The following is a 15681-nucleotide window of genomic DNA, read 5'->3' on the forward strand; positions in this document are numbered from 1 at the left end:
TAAAGATAATTTTTTGATAAAAAGGAAATTTATTGATGACTACGCCTAGTCAAACTGATATACAGGTGCAAAGAGTTAGAGCTATTGGTTTAACGGTAACAAACTGCCTTCGCTCTTTGAATTTCTATACACAAGCACTTGGTTTTGAATTAGTTTCTGATATCACAGTTGCAGGCGAAGAATACAGCAATATAGTAGGTGTACCTGGGGCAGAAATTCGCATTGTCACCTTGCGTTTAGGTGATGAAATCATCGAATTGATGGAATATCTCAACATTGACTCTCAACCCATTCCCAGCGATTCCCAAAGTAATGACCTATGGTTTCAACATTTGGCGATTGTGGTGAGTGATATGGATAGAGCTTATGCTCATCTGTGTGCATTTCCTATTCAACCCATATCTACAGCACCGCAAACAATACCACCTGGAAATGAAGCGTCTGGTGGTGTCCGCGCTTTTAAATTTAAAGACCCTGATGGACACGATTTAGAGCTAATTTGGTTTCCGCCTGATAAGGGACAAGATAAGTGGCATCAAAACCAGGATCGCTTATTTTTAGGAATTGATCATAGTGCGATGGCTATTTCTCACACCGAGCAGAGTCTACACTTTTACCGTGACCTCTTGGGAATGGAAGTTGACAGCCGTAGCCTTAACTGGCGTGCAACCCAAGCTCGGATGGATAATTTACCAGGAGCCGAAGTTAAAATTACAGCACTGCGACCAGTTCAAGACGGGGTAGGAATTGAACTGCTAGATTATCTTGTGCCAGGTAAAGGTCGTCCCATACCAAGCAATTGGAAAAGTTGCGATATTGCACACATGCAAATTCAGATGGTTGTCAATAATCTTGAGCAGTTAGTAGAGAAGCTACGACGTAATGGTGTTGAGTTTGTATCACCACAGATTATACAGCTTAGAGATAGCTCATTTGCTTATCGGCAAGCTTGCTTAGTAAAAGATCCTGATGGACACGCTTTATTGCTAATTGCAGAATGATATGCAAACAATTTAAGAATATACAATGCTGCGTAAGCATAATTAACATAAAATATTTGTGAACAAACCATGCCATATCATGGTTTCTCAAAAAACCTGAATTAGTAACACTATAGTTACCCTTCTTAATAAATATTTATAATTAAACCTTACTATTCTCAGTCTTTAGCTAGAGATTCACTTATGGTCTTTTTATATTAAACTTTTATAATTCAATCTAATCTGTTCTATAGTGTTAGTGTCCTATATTTATATAGTATAAAATTCAATTTAACATCAAGTTGATTTAATTAATTAAAAAATCTTGTAACAGCCCATCGGCTCAGTTCGCGCTAAGAAATTACTCAACTTATCTTAGTAGCGAATACTATTATTAAAAATAATTTAAACAGTTGGGAATAAAATTATGTTAAATAAAAGTGATAATTAAAAATGGCAGATTCTAGAGATGGAGACAATGGAAACTTTCAGCTAACTCGTGGTGCGCCGTTTGCGGTAATACTGGCAACAATACTTTACATCTTATACCAACTTTTACCAGTATTGGAACTAATAGCTATTGCAGCATTAATTGCTTTAGTTTTAAGAACATTGTTACGCTTTTTGCAAAAGTTGGTAAAGTCACAGGATATTGCGGTTGTACTATTAATTGGATTAATAGTTGGTTTTGGTGTATTGATGACTACTGTAGTTATACCTAGTGCCATATCTGAGGTTCAAAATTTACTAGTCACACTGCCAACTTATCTCAACACATTGACAGGAGATGTAGAGCAACTGCGGAGTAAATTTCCCTTTATTCCTGACATTTCCCAATCAATAATACAATTGCGGAACTTTATTAATCAATTACTGGGCGGTGTTCCTATTTTCTTGGGTCAAGCTTTTAATTTCACGCTGGAGTTAGTAGCAACAGTGATTTTGGCGCTGTATATGGCTTACGATCCTAAAACTTTGGTGAAGGGTATTTTACGGTTAATACCTCGCCGACATCACCAACGGTTTACACGAGTCCTCAAGGCTTGCCAGTTGAGACTACGTGGTTGGATTTTTGGTACAGGGATTGCCATGTTATTTCTCGGTGTGGGCGCTGGCTTAGGACTGTGGATTTTAGGGATTCCGTCAGCTTTCGCCTTTGGCATTATTGCAGGTTTATTGGAGATTATTCCTTACTTTGGTTCCATTGTTGGTACTTTTTTACCAGCATTAGTAGCTCTGAGCATTTCACCCATCAAGTTAGTATTTGTTCTGATACTATTTTTGGTTCTAAATCAGCTAGATGCTCATATTGTTCAACCCTTGGTTATGGGACAGCAAGTTAATGTACATCCTGTAATGGTGATTGTGACGTTTCTCGTCATGGGTAAGCTATTTGGATTTATTGGGGTCTTGCTTGCGGTTCCAGCCGCCGCTATCTTTGTCACAATCATTGATGAGTTCACACTTAAGGAGTCGGAAACGGAACTACCTCCAGCATGAGTTATGTCATCAGAGTTTAGCGTCCGAAAATCGCCGCATCTATTGAATAAGCACCAGGGCCTAAAACTGCGATCGCAATCAGCATCACGCAGTACATCAACGCTTTTTCCCAATTTGGCGGTTCACCTTTTCCTAGAGGGCCTTTATACTGGTCTTCGGGAATTAAGTAAGGATCTGTGGCGACAAAGGGCAGACCTTGCATCAGATGTAACAATATGGCAAATAACATAGAAGCCAGAATCGGTAAAGTTGCCAAAAGTGTCAGTAAGCCAATAATTAAGAACAATCCACCACCCAACATCGACCATGCAGAGATAATGCAGAGAAAAACAGGTGTATTGATAGATTCAGCCCACCGCCGAACATGCAGCACCTTGGGGTAGCCGTGGATTAAAAACAATCCGCCAACAGTAACTCTCAGTAATAGTAGTGCTAATCCTGCCAGTCCACCGGGATAGGCATAAACCAGAGAACTCACCAAATGCGGCCCCAGGAATGGATAATTAACTACAGCTAATCCAAAAACCATTACCTTTGGTATTACCCAAACAGCGATCGCTACACCCAGCACAAATTGATAAATCATAGCTGCACACCACGGGTATTGAGGTTGATAGCGTATAAAGATTTGCCTGCGGTGATAAATAGACAATCGCCTTCCTTACCACCTAAAGTTAGATTGGCGCAGGTTTCCGGTACGAGAATCTTCCCTAACCGAGTTCCGTCAGAGGTATATATTTGCACACTATCTTGAGAACTGGTAAAAACATTGCCATATTTATCAACTCGCAAGCCATCAGGTTGTCCCGGCGAGATTTCTGCAAATACACGCCCATTCTTTGCCCATCGACCATCTACAACCTCGTACACACGAATATGATGAGGCCCGTCTGGAATATTAAAGGCGGCTGTATCAGAAACATACAGCAGACTTTCATCGGGATGGAAAGCCAGTCCGTTGGGGCGCACCATGTCCGTAACTACAGGATAAATCTCCCTTGTTGCTGGGTCGAAGCGATATACGTAACTTCCAGGCTGTTCTTGTTCGCCACCGTATCCTTGATTTGGCTCGGTGATGCCGTAAGGTGGGTCAGTAAACCAAATTGTGCCGTCGCTTTTGACTACTAAATCATTGGGACTGTTGAGGCGTTTACCATCGTAGCCATCTACTAAAACCTGCCATTGCCCATCATGTTCGCGGCGGATAATGGCACGCAGACCAGAAGAACAGGCAACTATACGACCCTCTAAGTCCCGGTAATTACCACTTTGGTAATCAGAGGGGTCACGTAAAACAGTTACATTGTCAGTGGGACTCCACCGCAGCAGGCGATTACCGTGAGCATCACTCCACACAACGCTGTTATCTTCTTGGATGTATACAGGGCCTTCGCTGTGAACGGCTCCGTTAGCCAGCTTTTGCAGTGAAGCATCGGTCGATAAGATAGCAAGTAGGCGATCGTCATAAATCTCTATGGCTTTAGCCATAAGAAACTCCTGATTATTTAACTTAGTAGCTGATAATAAATGACAGGTTTAATTTAATACAAATTTGATGTAAAAATACAGTAATATTCATCTAAGTAACTGTTATTTTTATAATGCTAATTATTATTTTAACATTTTACATTCACCTCAAACTTTAGACATATATTCTGCTAACAACTTATTTATATTAACAAGTAACTATTAATTGACGATTAAATTTAGTAGACATCCAAATAAAACTATATAGATAAAAAATGAAATTAAAATGAAATTTTAACCTATCCTTGGTTTGAGAAAATACTAATTCTTAAGATGGAAGCAACATAAACATCAAAGTTATAGTCTTAGTGAATGAATCTATCCCTAGAGTTATGCAAACTTTACAGAAGAAGAATTAACTAATGGTTTGAAATTCTTGCCAAATTACTTTAAACAAAACGGTAGGAAGAGACTTATTTACTCGTAATAAACATAAAAATATGACGAGCATTACCGAACATTACGACATTATTATTATCGGCACAGGAGCAGGTGGAGGTACATTAACTAATCGCCTTGCACCTACAGGTAAAAAGATTTTAGTTTTGGAAAGGGGTGACTTTTTACCGAGAGAAAAAGAGAATTGGAATCCACAAGAAGTTTATCAAAAACATCGCTATCACACCGATGAAGAATGGTACAACAAGGATGGTAAAGCCTTTAAACCCCAGACTGGTTATTGGGTTGGCGGTAATACTAAACTTTATGGTGCAGCTTTAATAAGATTTCGGGAGCGAGATTTTGAAAAGGTAATTCATAAAGGAGGAATTTCTCCCGAATGGCCTTTGAAATATCAAGACTTTGAGCCTTATTATACCCAGGCAGAAAAGCTATACGATGTGCATGGAAAAGCAGGAGAAGACCCCACAGAACCACCCCGTAGTGAGCCTTATCCTTATGCGCCTGTAAGTCATGAGCCGGATATGCAGTCCCTAGTTGATGGTATCCGTGAACTTGGGTATTACCCATTTCATTTACCCATCGGATTAAAGCTGAATGAAAGCGATCGCCTCAACAGCCCCTGCATTCGCTGCGATACTTTTGATGGATACCCCTGTCTAGTCCACGCCAAAGCCGATGCTGATGTCAATGCTATTCGTCCGGCTCAGGAAAAGTATGCTAATGTTACCCTCCTGACCAATGCTAAGGTATTGCGCCTACATACCAGTGAGTCGGGAAAAGAAGTGAGGAAGGTAGAGGTGGAAATTGCTGGGGAGCCTCACTACTTCCAGGGTGATATTGTGGTGGTTGCTTGTGGTTCTGTCAACTCCCCGGCTTTGTTGTTAAGGTCTGCGAACGATAAACATCCCAATGGCTTGGCAAACAGTTCCGCTCAGGTAGGGCGGAATTTTATGAAGCAGTTGGAAACAGCGATCGTTTCCATCCACCTAGAAATAAATCACGCCAAGTTTCAAAAAACGATCGCTGTGAATGATTTTTACTGGGGAGAGCCGGATTTTCCTTATCCAATGGGCATGGTACAGAATACGGGCAATGTCCTAGCTGATATGATTCCCGCAGAAGCACCGCCACTGATGGCTCCGTTTATCAAGTTGATTCCACATTTTGAGAGGCATTTGTTAGCCCAAAGGTCAGTTGGTTGGTGGTTGCAAACAGAAGATTTACCAGACCCAAATAATCGGATTCGTGTAGTGGGTGACAAGATACATATTGACTATACCCTCAACAATACCGAAGCAGGCGATCGCTTAATTCATCGTTGGACATCTGTACTTAAATCAATCCCCGGCTCTGCTAAACACGTCCTACCATTTAGTATTTATCCCCGCACTCATCTACCAGAACAAGCGGTAGCCCATCAATGCGGTAGCTGTCGATTTGGCACAGACCCTCAAACTTCAGTCCTTGACCTCAATTGCCGTACTCATGATGTTGATAATCTTTATGTGGTCGATAGTAGTTTCTTTCCCTCAAATTCCGGCGCTAACCCCACACTCACAATTATGGCTAATGCGTTGCGCGTAGGCGACCATCTAGCTGAACGATTGCAGTAAATCAAATAAAACTTTTGCCGAGAAATGCTAACAAATCTAATTATTTATGGGATAGAAAAATGACACAAGACAAACAGCCTGATTTAGCCGCACAAAACCAAACTTCCCTGGAAGCATCTGTCAATGCTCATCCAACTGATTCAGAAAACTCTCCAGAAATATCCTCTCATACTCACCCTTTAGCAACGGGATTGGGAGCCGTAGGGGGTGGGATTGCTGGAGCCGCATTAGGTCGTTCAATTGGTGGTAAACTAGGGGCTGCCCTTGGTGGAGTTACGGGAGCAATTACTGGCACAGTTGCAGCTAATAAATTAGCAGAGTATGCCGAGGATTTTATTGAGGAACTCCAACCAACTATTAGCTTGGGATTAGGTGCTGATCACAAACCAATTGAATTACCCCGTCATTATAGTTGGGAAGAATTACAAGCACTATCAAAACCACAAGGTGGAGTAATTCAACACCAATAGCTAACATCAAATCAAGGTCAAAGAGCCTGCCTTTGCAGGCTTTGTTTGTGTAGCCTCAATGTTAATCGTTATACCATTAAAGTCTCGCAAAACAGTTTCACCCAGAATCATCGTTAGGTACATGGTGGCTGCCCAAAGGGTAATGAAACAGCTTTCTAGGGGAAATTCCATTCCTTCTCTACGTAGCATGGCATCTGCTTTTAAGCCAAAAAAGACAGAACCAATGGTCATGCCAATAAAAGCAACCCACAGCCAAAATTGAATCATATTAAGTAGCTCAGTGTTAAAGATTATCGCTATGGCAAGGCAGGAGGCAGAAGGCAGGAGGCAGGAGAGAAGAGGGTTATAGCCTTGTTTACCTTTCTTAACTTAGCTTTGTTTTTTCCCACCGACTTACTTATTATCAACCAAATATTTTTTGAGGCAACTATGTTATTGATAGTTGTGAAAATAGTTTAGAAAATAACTGTAGTGGTTGCTTCATACTATTGAAATAACCATTATTTATATCTCAAGAAGCACAAGAATTTCATGTTGATTTCATTTTTTTATAAAACCAAAAACTAGGCAATCAACAAAGTTTCTATCTTAAGTAGAATAAAAGTTTCACTTTAGTTTCATTATTTTGGTAAAAGCTATAAATTAAGTAAGTCGGTGGAAAAAAACAAAACTAAGTTAAGAAAGGTAAATAAAGTTATAACCCTCTTCCCTCCTGCCTTGTCTTCGACACGCTCCGCGAACTGCCTCCTGCCTCCTGCCTTGCTATAGCGATAATTTTTAACACTGAGCTACTTAAGTGAAAGGTAAAACATAGGAGAAATTGATTCAACCGCTACTACTAAAAAATGATTGCCAAAAATATGTTAGCTAAGAGTAAAATTCTTGGGTTGAGGTTTCTTCGTCAGTTGCTACGACCTAAGCGATTGGCTTTTGTTGAAGCCTGCGTGATTGGTTTGGTTTCTGGATTTGCAGCCGTTATTTTGGGGCAGGCGGTAGACTGGGCGGGGGGATGGCGAGTACATCTGTCTTACTTGTGGCCAGTCTACTTGGTTTTACCCGGTATTGGATTGTTAGGCGGAATGTTGGCAGGTTGGTTGGTAGAGCGCTTCGCACCGGAAGCATCAGGTAGTGGGATGTCTGAGGTTAAGGCTGTATTGGCTCGTGTGCCGATGCCTTTAAATCTGCGGATTGCGTTGGTAAAGCTGGTCAGTGCTACTTTAGTGTTGGGTTCGGGAATGCCTTTAGGAAGGGAAGGGCCAACGGTACAGATTGGGGCAGCTTTGGCAAATCAGTTGAGTAATTGGGTTCCAACTTCCCCAGAACATCGTCGTCAACTGATTGCGGCTGGAGCCGGGGCTGGGTTAGCTGCGGCTTTTAATGCACCGATCGCTGGTGTACTGTTTGTAGTGGAAGAATTATTACAAGATGTATCAGGCATTACCCTTGGTACTGCCATTTTAGCCTCGTTTATTGCTGCGGTAATTTCCCGACTCTACGGCAGTCATAGCTTAGATTTAAAATTAAATTTAGCAGTTACTAATACTACCTTCTTCGCTCAGGAAATTCCTTTTTACTTGATTTTGGGAGTTTTGGCTGGGTTAGTAGGTATTTTATTTAATAAAAGTATTATTGCTAGTTTAAAAATCAACCGTCGAGTATTAAATTTCAGTTTACCTTGGCGATTGGGAATTGTTGGCTTAGTTACTGGTGTCATGATCGCTCTATTGCCTGTGACTTTTCGCAACAATGCCGGGTTGAGAGAACTTTTACTTGTAGGTACTGGTGATTGGTCATTTGCGGCGATCGCTCTTGTAGTTCAGTTTACCTTAATTATTTTTACCTACGGTTCGGGAGCGCCAGGGGGTTTACTGGTTCCCTCCTTGGTATTAGGAGCAGCCCTTGGCTATTTAGTAGGGGCTGTAGAACATAGTCTGCTGGGTCTGAGTGCTGCAACCACCTATGCTCATGTAGGCATGGCGGCGATGTTTAGCGCCGTCTCCAAAGTGCCAATTACGGCAGTTATCATTGTGTTCGAGATGACCACAGACTTTAATCTAGTGTTACCACTGATGATTGTGTCTGTAGTGGCTTATTTAGTAGCAGAAAAGATTGACAAAAGGTCAATCTATGACCTCCTACTGGAGTGGAAAGGCATTCACATCACCAAAGAACCGAGCATAGAGGGAATTTTAGGACAATTAAATGCCGCAGATGTCATGCAAGGACGTGTGGAAACTCTATCTAGCCAAATGAGCATTGAGGAAGCACTACAGGCATTTTCCAACTCTGCGCATCACAATTTCCCAGTTTTAGAGAATGGGAAAATTGTCGGCATTGTGACCCAAAAAGATTTAGTTAATACTGGTTCGCAACACTTAGGTAAAGATACACTGATTAGAGACATCATGACACCGGAGCCAATGAAAGTTAGCCCAGCAACTTCATTGGCTTACGTACTGCATGTACTCAATCGTTATAACCTCAGTTGCTTACCTGTGGCAGAGGGGCGAAAATTAGTCGGAATTATTACTCGCAGTGATATTATTCGGGTAGAAGCAGAGCGCTTAAATGGTAACAACCCACAAATACAAGCAAAATCAGCACCTTCTTACATCATTCACCAAACTCGCGCTCCGGCTACAGGTAAAGGCAGGTTACTAGTACCACTTTCACACCCACAGACAGCGCAAACTTTACTAGAGATGGCAGCTGCGATCGCCAAAGCTCACAACTACGAAATAGAATGCTTACAAGTAATTATTGTCCCACCTAACCGCATCCCATCTCAAACACCAGTGGAAACGGACAGAAGCCTGGGACTGTTGCAGCAAGCAATCATATTAGGTGAGGATTGGCGGATTCCTATTCACACCCAAATCCGAGTTGCCCATAATGTAGCTACGGCAATTTTGGAGGTAGTGAAAGCGCAACAAATTGACTTAGTGCTGATGGGATGGAAAGGAACTACATCAACTCCTGGGAGAGTTTTTAGCCGAGTAGTAGATACTCTAATTCGCCAAGCTCCTTGTGATGTCATCTTAGCTAAATTAAGTGAGAAAAGGGTCTTTGACCGTTGGTTACTACCAATGGCTGGGGGGCCTAACTCTAAACAAGCAATTAAATTATTACCTGCCCTTGCTTGTCTGAGTACATCACCGCAAATCAAGCTATGCCAAGTTTTCCAATTGAATGAGTCAATTCCTGACACCACATTATTAGAAAAATCTGTGCGCTTTCTTCGCAGCCGAGTTAAAGGTAAGGTGTTGGCTACTTCAGTCAAGGCTAATTCCATTTCTGACGCTGTACTTGAATGCGCCCAAGCAGACAACAGTGATGTAATTGTTCTGGGAGCCAGTCGTGAAAGTTTACTTAGGCAAGTAATGCAGGGGAATATTCCAGAGAATATCTCTCGCAAGAGCGATTGCACAGTGATTATGGTCAAAACTTAATCAAAAGTACAGGATGAGACACTGTAGTTTAAATAGGCATTACTAACTGTCAACTGTCAACTAAGTGTGAATTATGCGACTGATATTAGTTGAGGATGAAGAGGATTTAGGTGCAGCAATTAAACAAGTCCTTAGTCATGAGGCGTATGTGGTTGATTGGTTTTTAGATGGGACTCAAGCATGGCAATATCTAGAAACCGGATGGACTGAGTACAACTTAGCGATTTTTGATTGGATGTTACCAGGAGCTTCTGGGGTAGAGTTGTGTAGATGGTTGCGCGATCGCCAATTCACTTTACCCGTGTTGATGCTAACTGCTAAATACAGGATGGAAGAAAAGATTATCGGACTAGATAGCGGTGCAGATGATTATCTAGTTAAACCCTTTGATATGGCTGAACTGTTGGCCAGATTGCGAGCATTACAACGGCGAGCCTCTTACGTAGGCGCAATGCTGACACCCCAACAGCAACCCCGACGCTTACAAGTAGGTTGTCTGACACTCAATTACAGCACTCATGAACTAACTCGCCAGTATAATAACGGTGAAAAGCAAGTATTTTCTTTAACTGCTAAAGAATTTCAATTGTTGGAATATTTCCTGCGTCATCCTAACCAGATTATCAACCGCGACCAAATTATTAATCAGCTTTGGGAAATTGGGGCTGAACCTGTTAGTAATGTAGTTGCAGCACAAATTCGCTTATTGAGACGCAAATTAGGAGAAGACAGCGAATCTTTAATAGAGACTATTTATGGTGTCGGCTATCGTCTCAACACTCAGGCTGGCTTACTTTGAGCAACGGTTGAGAAATATGAAACGCAATCCCATTTTCCATGAAACTCGGTTGCGGTTAGCAGCTTGGTACGCCCTTGTGATGGGTGGTATTTTGGGCTTATCTGGCTTGGGCGTTTATAGTGTGGTTGCCCATGCTTACTATGAAACTATAGACCAGGGATTGCAATCAGTAGCAAAGGCACTTCATAACAGTCTTGAACCTGCTTGGCAGCAACCTGGACATTTAGAACATATTGCTAGAGAATTTTCCTTAGAATTATGTATAACTCATACAAATTGTTTACATCAAACTTCCACTATTAAACAACCAATAGTGGATGCGGCTAACTCGGTTAATTACTATATACGTTTATTAGATAGTTCGGGAAAAGTATTTGCTAGTACAGGTATACAATTTGACAGGTTAAAAATTACCTCATCATCACAGCACTGGCAAATCCTCACTGATGCTTCTGGCACTAGATACCGCCAAATTAGTTTACCTTTGTACACTCATAACCAGCTTTCTGGTTATCTACAAGTGGCAAGAAGTATCACTGATTTAGAACAACATCTTGCTTACTTAAAATTAACTTTGATTTTGGGATTGCCTGTTGCTATGATGTTTGTTGCTTTGTCTAGTTGGTGGTTAGCCGGAAGAGCAATGCAACCTGTATATCATTCCTACCAACAGATGCAGCAATTTACTGCTGATGCTGCCCATGAGTTTCGCACACCGTTAGCAGCTATGCACTCTACTATTGAAGCTGCTATTAAATTACAACAAGAACCAAAATCGAATGATGGAGTTTTAGATGTACTCAAACGTCAAAATCGTCGCCTATCACAATTGGTAGGGGATTTGTTGCTGTTAACAAATATAGACCAAAAAGAAATTACAACAGAATATCAGCTTTGTTGTGTGAATGATTTAATTAGTGATTTAATTGAGGAATTAGCCTTTTTAGCAGTAGAGCATCAAGTACATCTTTCTGGTCAGATTCAGGTTGCCAAAAAAGTTTATGTCAGGGGAAATGAAGAACAGCTTTATCGTTTAATTTCTAACTTAATTGTCAATGCAATTCAAGCAACTCCTAATGGGGGAAAAGTTACAGTTTTGTTAGAAGAGAGTGAGCTTCATGCTATTATCAAAGTTCAAGATACAGGAGTTGGTATTGCATTAGAACATCAAAGGCGAATTTTTGATCGGTTCTATCGAGTAGACCGTAACCGCTCTCGTGCTTCTGGTGGTTCTGGTTTGGGTTTAGCCATTGTAATGGCAATTGTTCAAGCACATAAAGGAACTATTTACGTTCAAAGTCAACCAGGACAGGGGAGTACATTTACAGTCAGGCTTCCTCTGTAAAAGAGATTTTATTTTTTAAGTTTCAGCACAAAGTGGTTTCCACAATTAATTACCCTGCAAGGAGACTGAAACAATAACTATATTTTCAGTATTGCCAAATGCGATCGCAAATGGGACTTGGGAAACCCTATTGTTCTTCAAGTGCAACTTTCCTCACCCAAGTTGCTAGTTATGGTCAGATGACATCAGGTTATGCTATGTAGGTATCTTGCTAGTGCTAAAAACTTTTCTAAAAAGGTAGTAAATTATGGGTCGCTTAAATCCCTATACGCTGCAAATGCAGATTACTCGGATGTTTGAGCAAGGTCAGTCATTTTTTGCCACGATGAAAGTGCAAGAATGGTTGAAAGAACGTAACCAAAACCCTCTGGATTATGACATCATTTTCCACCAAAAACCTGCACCTCCTGGTTCCAAGGAAGTAATAGCAATAGATATTGAATTGCGTCGTAAGGATGGACAGCCTGTAGATCCTTGGTTACAGGAACAAGCTAACCTTCATGCTTGAGATGATGTGAGGGCGATCGCTCACGGCTGGGTATAGGCGATCGCCATCTAACCTTCTGGTTTTGGCTGCTGTTGGCTTTCGGTTGGAGGTAATTTATGAAATAATTGCGGCGGTGTTGCTTGTCGGAATGCTCCGCAATAGTGCATCGTCATCACTGCTTTAAAAGCCCAATGATTTTCAGGTACATCACTAAAAGGATTAGGTAGAGTCTCTGCTCTATTTTGCAGACAAGCATCAATCACTTGTGATGATTTTTTTGGCTCATTATTTGTAGGCTCTTGAGCATTCACCGCATTAAATATTCCAGTGGTAGCTATTACTATCACGGTTGCTAAAATTTTGTTATTCATAAGATATTCTTATTTTTTTACTTAAGATATTCTTATTCTTCTACTATAGTGGTTTATACCAAGCTGAGAGCGTATCTCCACACGAAAAAATATAATACAGTTGGTTATTTAACACTAGTCGTTAAAGCGCAAAGTGGTTAAAATTAGTTTTAAATTAAGCCAAGTATTGTGGACAGTAACCCAATCCTTTTATCACATCTGTTCGGAAAACCTCAATCTCATCGTATTGAGGAACCCCATGAGAAACTATAGAAACGTGATATCGGCGCATCACTTCAGTCATTGTTGCGCCTGACTCCAATCTCATCAGCACTGAATTAATTAACTTGGATGGGGTGTAAACTACTCCTAGTTCATTGAACACAGCTTGAATATCTTTTTCCTGTTGCGGCTCGATAGTGGATTTTATTTGCATGTTAACTATCCACCCATCTATTTGACTAATAACTGTCACAATGTTAGGAGAAATATAAGAACAGTTAGCTAAATAATTAACTAGGCACAGTGTCAAACTAGCATTTTCTAAATGATAGAGATATTGCTTATCTTTATTTAAACAGGTGCGGTTATAACCTAGTAGGGAAGTAAGTTTTTGCGAGAAATTACTATTTTTGTTACTCATAATCTTAAATTATTTTGTAAATTCTACTTTTTAAGGAAAAGTAATTAGTTGTTATGCCCATTTGAGATAGATAACATAAATTTATATAACAGCATTAGGTTGAAGTTATATTAGATCAAGTTTTCTACCTTGTATATAGGACTCATACTTGATTTTTGAAATATACGTTGGGGAGCCACTGCGTTGGGCGGGTTTCCCGACATAAAGCAAGTGGCGTTGGGAATTGCCCACAGGCTCATGGTTTTGCCGATGCACTGCCCACCCTACAGATACTGAGAATTTCATAGATACGCTCCCAGCGATACAGAAATCAAATCGGATTCCTATAGTTATAGCAAACTCTCAAAAGGTATTGGCAAGATTGATATCAGTTAAATGTTAATTTATTCATGATGTCTATTATTACAAAAACCACAATAAAATACAGCTTACTTTCGATAGACTAATAGTTTGAGGCTTGAGGAATAGGTATATTTCTATATATCTATACTTTTCTACATAATTAGCTACAACAACCTCTGTTTAATCTATTCGATGATTCAATACTTGTCCACCTTGACTTAAATCTGCTTTAGTAAAAGGAGTTCCTAAAACAGTAAAATTTAAGCTGTTTATTGTGAATTGTCAACTCAATATTTTGGCTGGATTATCAATAATCAACATTTCAAAGCTTTTACCGACTATGATGATCAGGATGCTAAACGAGCGCTATCAAGTAATCCGCACGCTGGGGGCTGGGGGGTTTGGCGAAACCTATCTTGCAGAAGATACTTATATGCCTTCTAAGCGGCGGTGTGTAGTAAAACAGCTCAGACTAATTCAAAATAATCCTCAAATCTACCAGCTAGCACAGGAAAGATTCCAACGAGAAGCGGCGATTTTAGAAGCATTGGGTGGTTCATCAGACCAAATTCCCGCATTGTATGCTTATTTTGCTAGCAATGACCAATTTTACTTAGTTCAAGAATGGATTGAGGGGGATACACTCACGGCCAGGCTACAACAGGGGTTATTGTCGGAAAGTGCGGTGCAAGAGATTTTGGTAAATTTGTTACCAATTCTGGAATATGTGCATTCTCAACACATTATTCATCGAGATATTAAACCAGACAACATTATTCTACGTCATCGTGATGGTAAACCAGTGTTGATTGATTTTGGAGCGGTACGGGAAGCAATGGGAACAGTTTTAAATTCCCAAGGTCATCCTACCAGTTCAATTGTCATTGGCACACCCGGATATATGCCAAGCGAACAAGCAGCCGGAAGACCAGTTTATTCTAGTGATTTGTATAGTTTAGGTCTGACGGCAATTTATCTATTAACTGGCAGACAGCCACAACAATTGGAGATAGACTCTCAGACTGGGGAAATTATGTGGCGACAGTACGCCAGCCATATTAGTCAGGTTTTAGCTAGTGTACTAGATCGAGCGATCGCCTATCATCCCCGCGATCGCTATCCCACCGCTAGGGCTATGTTAAATGATCTACAAACTATCAGTCATCCAATTTCCGCCACACAACCATATTATCCGCGATCGCCAGTAGTATCTACACCACCACAGCCTACTATTGCACCGCCAACAGTACCCATACCAACACCAAACGTTTCTGTAGCGCCTGATGCTAATGTTGGCAATAATCATCAAAAAGGTCTTCTCTTTGGTAGTTTAATTGCAGTCGGCTTAATTGGTGCATCAGTAATTATTGGTTTAGGACTGACAAAATCTTTTCAAACTGAGGTCGTCAAAAATACCCCAACCCCAACAACATCACCATCTACTACACCCATAGGAAACCAAAATCCTATTACTTCTCCACAACAAGCGAGTCCTACACCAACTATTAAACCAATTCCTACACCAACTATTAAATCAATTCCTACCTTAAATAATCCACCCACTACTGGAACTTGTACTATTGTAGTAGCTGATCCTCAAGACCCAACTTTAAATGTGCGCTCTGGCCCAGGAGTGAATTATATAAAAATTGGGGAATTAACTAATGGCACACCTCTATCTATTGTTGGGCAAAAACAAGGCTGGTACTTAATTGCTGCACCGCTCAAAGGTTGGTTGGCTACCAATCGTACTCAACGAGTTTGTAGTTAGTAA

The 15681-nt window shown here is 40.7% G+C and carries 15 protein-coding genes; 9 read left to right on the forward strand and 6 right to left on the reverse strand.

The window, feature by feature from the left end; genetic code table 11:
- Positions 1–35: 35 nt before the first annotated feature.
- Together NSMS1_RS30610 and NSMS1_RS30615 are read left to right on the forward strand one after the other, a co-directional pair.
- Positions 36–1001: a VOC family protein gene (locus NSMS1_RS30610; RefSeq protein ID WP_224089188.1), complete on the forward strand. Its 966-nt coding sequence runs from the start codon at positions 36–38 to the stop codon at positions 999–1001.
- 432 nt (positions 1002–1433) lie between these two features.
- Positions 1434–2480 carry an AI-2E family transporter gene (locus NSMS1_RS30615; protein ID WP_224089190.1) on the forward strand — a complete coding sequence of 349 codons (1047 nt, stop codon included), beginning with the start codon at positions 1434–1436 and terminating at the stop codon, positions 2478–2480.
- A 16-nt stretch (positions 2481–2496) separates the two neighbouring features.
- Here NSMS1_RS30615 and NSMS1_RS30620 read toward each other — a convergent pair whose 3' ends face one another.
- Positions 2497–3066 (reverse strand): DoxX family protein, encoded by a 570-nt coding sequence (locus tag NSMS1_RS30620; protein ID WP_224089207.1) that lies wholly within the window; start codon positions 3064–3066, stop codon positions 2497–2499.
- A complete protein-coding gene (locus NSMS1_RS30625; protein WP_224089211.1) occupies positions 3063–3968 on the reverse strand; it encodes an SMP-30/gluconolactonase/LRE family protein in 906 nt (301 codons plus the stop codon). Before NSMS1_RS30625 ends, NSMS1_RS30620 begins: the two co-directional genes overlap by 4 nt.
- Positions 3969–4447: 479 nt before the next feature.
- Between NSMS1_RS30625 and NSMS1_RS30630 the strand changes: the two genes are divergently transcribed.
- Positions 4448–6022 carry a GMC oxidoreductase gene (locus NSMS1_RS30630; protein WP_224089214.1) on the forward strand — a complete coding sequence of 525 codons (1575 nt, stop codon included), beginning with the start codon at positions 4448–4450 and terminating at the stop codon, positions 6020–6022.
- A 59-nt stretch (positions 6023–6081) separates the two neighbouring features.
- Positions 6082–6492, forward strand: coding sequence for a hypothetical protein (locus NSMS1_RS30635; RefSeq protein ID WP_224089227.1), 411 nt, complete (start codon positions 6082–6084; stop codon positions 6490–6492).
- Positions 6493–6498: 6 nt separating this feature from the next.
- Here NSMS1_RS30635 and NSMS1_RS30640 read toward each other — a convergent pair whose 3' ends face one another.
- Positions 6499–6759: a bacteriorhodopsin gene (locus NSMS1_RS30640; protein WP_224089230.1), complete on the reverse strand. Its 261-nt coding sequence runs from the start codon at positions 6757–6759 to the stop codon at positions 6499–6501.
- A gap of 593 nt (positions 6760–7352) precedes the next feature.
- Here NSMS1_RS30640 and NSMS1_RS30645 point away from each other — a divergent pair.
- The 4 genes from NSMS1_RS30645 to NSMS1_RS30660 all read left to right on the forward strand — a co-directional run bounded on the left by NSMS1_RS30645 (position 7353) and on the right by NSMS1_RS30660 (position 12593).
- The gene (locus NSMS1_RS30645) at positions 7353–9941 is read left to right on the forward strand and encodes a chloride channel protein (RefSeq protein WP_224095400.1); all 2589 of its coding nucleotides are present in this window, start codon (positions 7353–7355) and stop codon (positions 9939–9941) included.
- A 73-nt stretch (positions 9942–10014) separates the two neighbouring features.
- Positions 10015–10740, forward strand: coding sequence for a two-component system response regulator RppA (rppA, locus tag NSMS1_RS30650; RefSeq protein ID WP_224089233.1), 726 nt, complete (start codon positions 10015–10017; stop codon positions 10738–10740).
- Positions 10697–12085: a two-component system sensor histidine kinase RppB gene (rppB, locus tag NSMS1_RS30655; protein ID WP_317986560.1), complete on the forward strand. Its 1389-nt coding sequence runs from the start codon at positions 10697–10699 to the stop codon at positions 12083–12085. The genes rppA and rppB overlap by 44 nt, the downstream gene beginning before the upstream one ends.
- Before the next feature lie 247 nt (positions 12086–12332).
- Entirely contained in the window at positions 12333–12593 is a 261-nt protein-coding gene (locus tag NSMS1_RS30660) for a hypothetical protein (RefSeq protein ID WP_224089236.1), read from the forward strand.
- Positions 12594–12640: 47 nt separating this feature from the next.
- Here the strand turns inward: NSMS1_RS30660 and NSMS1_RS30665 are convergent, their stop codons facing one another.
- The 3 genes from NSMS1_RS30665 to NSMS1_RS30675 all read right to left on the reverse strand — a co-directional run bounded on the left by NSMS1_RS30665 (position 12641) and on the right by NSMS1_RS30675 (position 13850).
- Positions 12641–12943 carry an S-layer protein gene (locus NSMS1_RS30665; protein WP_224089239.1) on the reverse strand — a complete coding sequence of 101 codons (303 nt, stop codon included), beginning with the start codon at positions 12941–12943 and terminating at the stop codon, positions 12641–12643.
- 154 nt (positions 12944–13097) lie between these two features.
- On the reverse strand, positions 13098–13565 hold the full coding sequence (locus NSMS1_RS30670) for a hypothetical protein (protein WP_224089242.1): 468 nt from the start codon (positions 13563–13565) through the stop codon (positions 13098–13100).
- A 105-nt stretch (positions 13566–13670) separates the two neighbouring features.
- Entirely contained in the window at positions 13671–13850 is a 180-nt protein-coding gene (locus NSMS1_RS30675) for a hypothetical protein (protein WP_224089245.1), read from the reverse strand.
- Positions 13851–14247: 397 nt separating this feature from the next.
- Between NSMS1_RS30675 and NSMS1_RS30680 the strand changes: the two genes are divergently transcribed.
- Positions 14248–15678 (forward strand): serine/threonine protein kinase, encoded by a 1431-nt coding sequence (locus NSMS1_RS30680; protein ID WP_224089248.1) that lies wholly within the window; start codon positions 14248–14250, stop codon positions 15676–15678.
- Positions 15679–15681: the final 3 nt, after the last annotated feature.

Source organism: Nostoc sp. MS1 (assembly GCF_019976755.1).
In the GTDB taxonomy this organism is placed as follows: domain Bacteria; phylum Cyanobacteriota; class Cyanobacteriia; order Cyanobacteriales; family Nostocaceae; genus Trichormus.

Coding starts and splice junctions, on each gene's coding strand:
- NSMS1_RS30620 (WP_224089207.1), bottom strand. CDS start 3,066: ATGATTTATCAATTTGTGCTGGGTGTAGCGATCGCTGTTTGGGTAATA.
- NSMS1_RS30610 (WP_224089188.1), top strand. CDS start 36: ATGACTACGCCTAGTCAAACTGATATACAGGTGCAAAGAGTTAGAGCT.
- NSMS1_RS30670 (WP_224089242.1), bottom strand. CDS start 13,565: ATGAGTAACAAAAATAGTAATTTCTCGCAAAAACTTACTTCCCTACTA.
- NSMS1_RS30625 (WP_224089211.1), bottom strand. CDS start 3,968: ATGGCTAAAGCCATAGAGATTTATGACGATCGCCTACTTGCTATCTTA.
- rppB (WP_317986560.1), top strand. CDS start 10,697: ATGGTGTCGGCTATCGTCTCAACACTCAGGCTGGCTTACTTTGAGCAA.
- NSMS1_RS30645 (WP_224095400.1), top strand. CDS start 7,353: ATGTTAGCTAAGAGTAAAATTCTTGGGTTGAGGTTTCTTCGTCAGTTG.
- rppA (WP_224089233.1), top strand. CDS start 10,015: ATGCGACTGATATTAGTTGAGGATGAAGAGGATTTAGGTGCAGCAATT.
- NSMS1_RS30635 (WP_224089227.1), top strand. CDS start 6,082: ATGACACAAGACAAACAGCCTGATTTAGCCGCACAAAACCAAACTTCC.
- NSMS1_RS30660 (WP_224089236.1), top strand. CDS start 12,333: ATGGGTCGCTTAAATCCCTATACGCTGCAAATGCAGATTACTCGGATG.
- NSMS1_RS30615 (WP_224089190.1), top strand. CDS start 1,434: ATGGCAGATTCTAGAGATGGAGACAATGGAAACTTTCAGCTAACTCGT.
- NSMS1_RS30675 (WP_224089245.1), bottom strand. CDS start 13,850: ATGAAATTCTCAGTATCTGTAGGGTGGGCAGTGCATCGGCAAAACCAT.
- NSMS1_RS30640 (WP_224089230.1), bottom strand. CDS start 6,759: ATGATTCAATTTTGGCTGTGGGTTGCTTTTATTGGCATGACCATTGGT.
- NSMS1_RS30665 (WP_224089239.1), bottom strand. CDS start 12,943: ATGAATAACAAAATTTTAGCAACCGTGATAGTAATAGCTACCACTGGA.
- NSMS1_RS30630 (WP_224089214.1), top strand. CDS start 4,448: ATGACGAGCATTACCGAACATTACGACATTATTATTATCGGCACAGGA.
- NSMS1_RS30680 (WP_224089248.1), top strand. CDS start 14,248: ATGATGATCAGGATGCTAAACGAGCGCTATCAAGTAATCCGCACGCTG.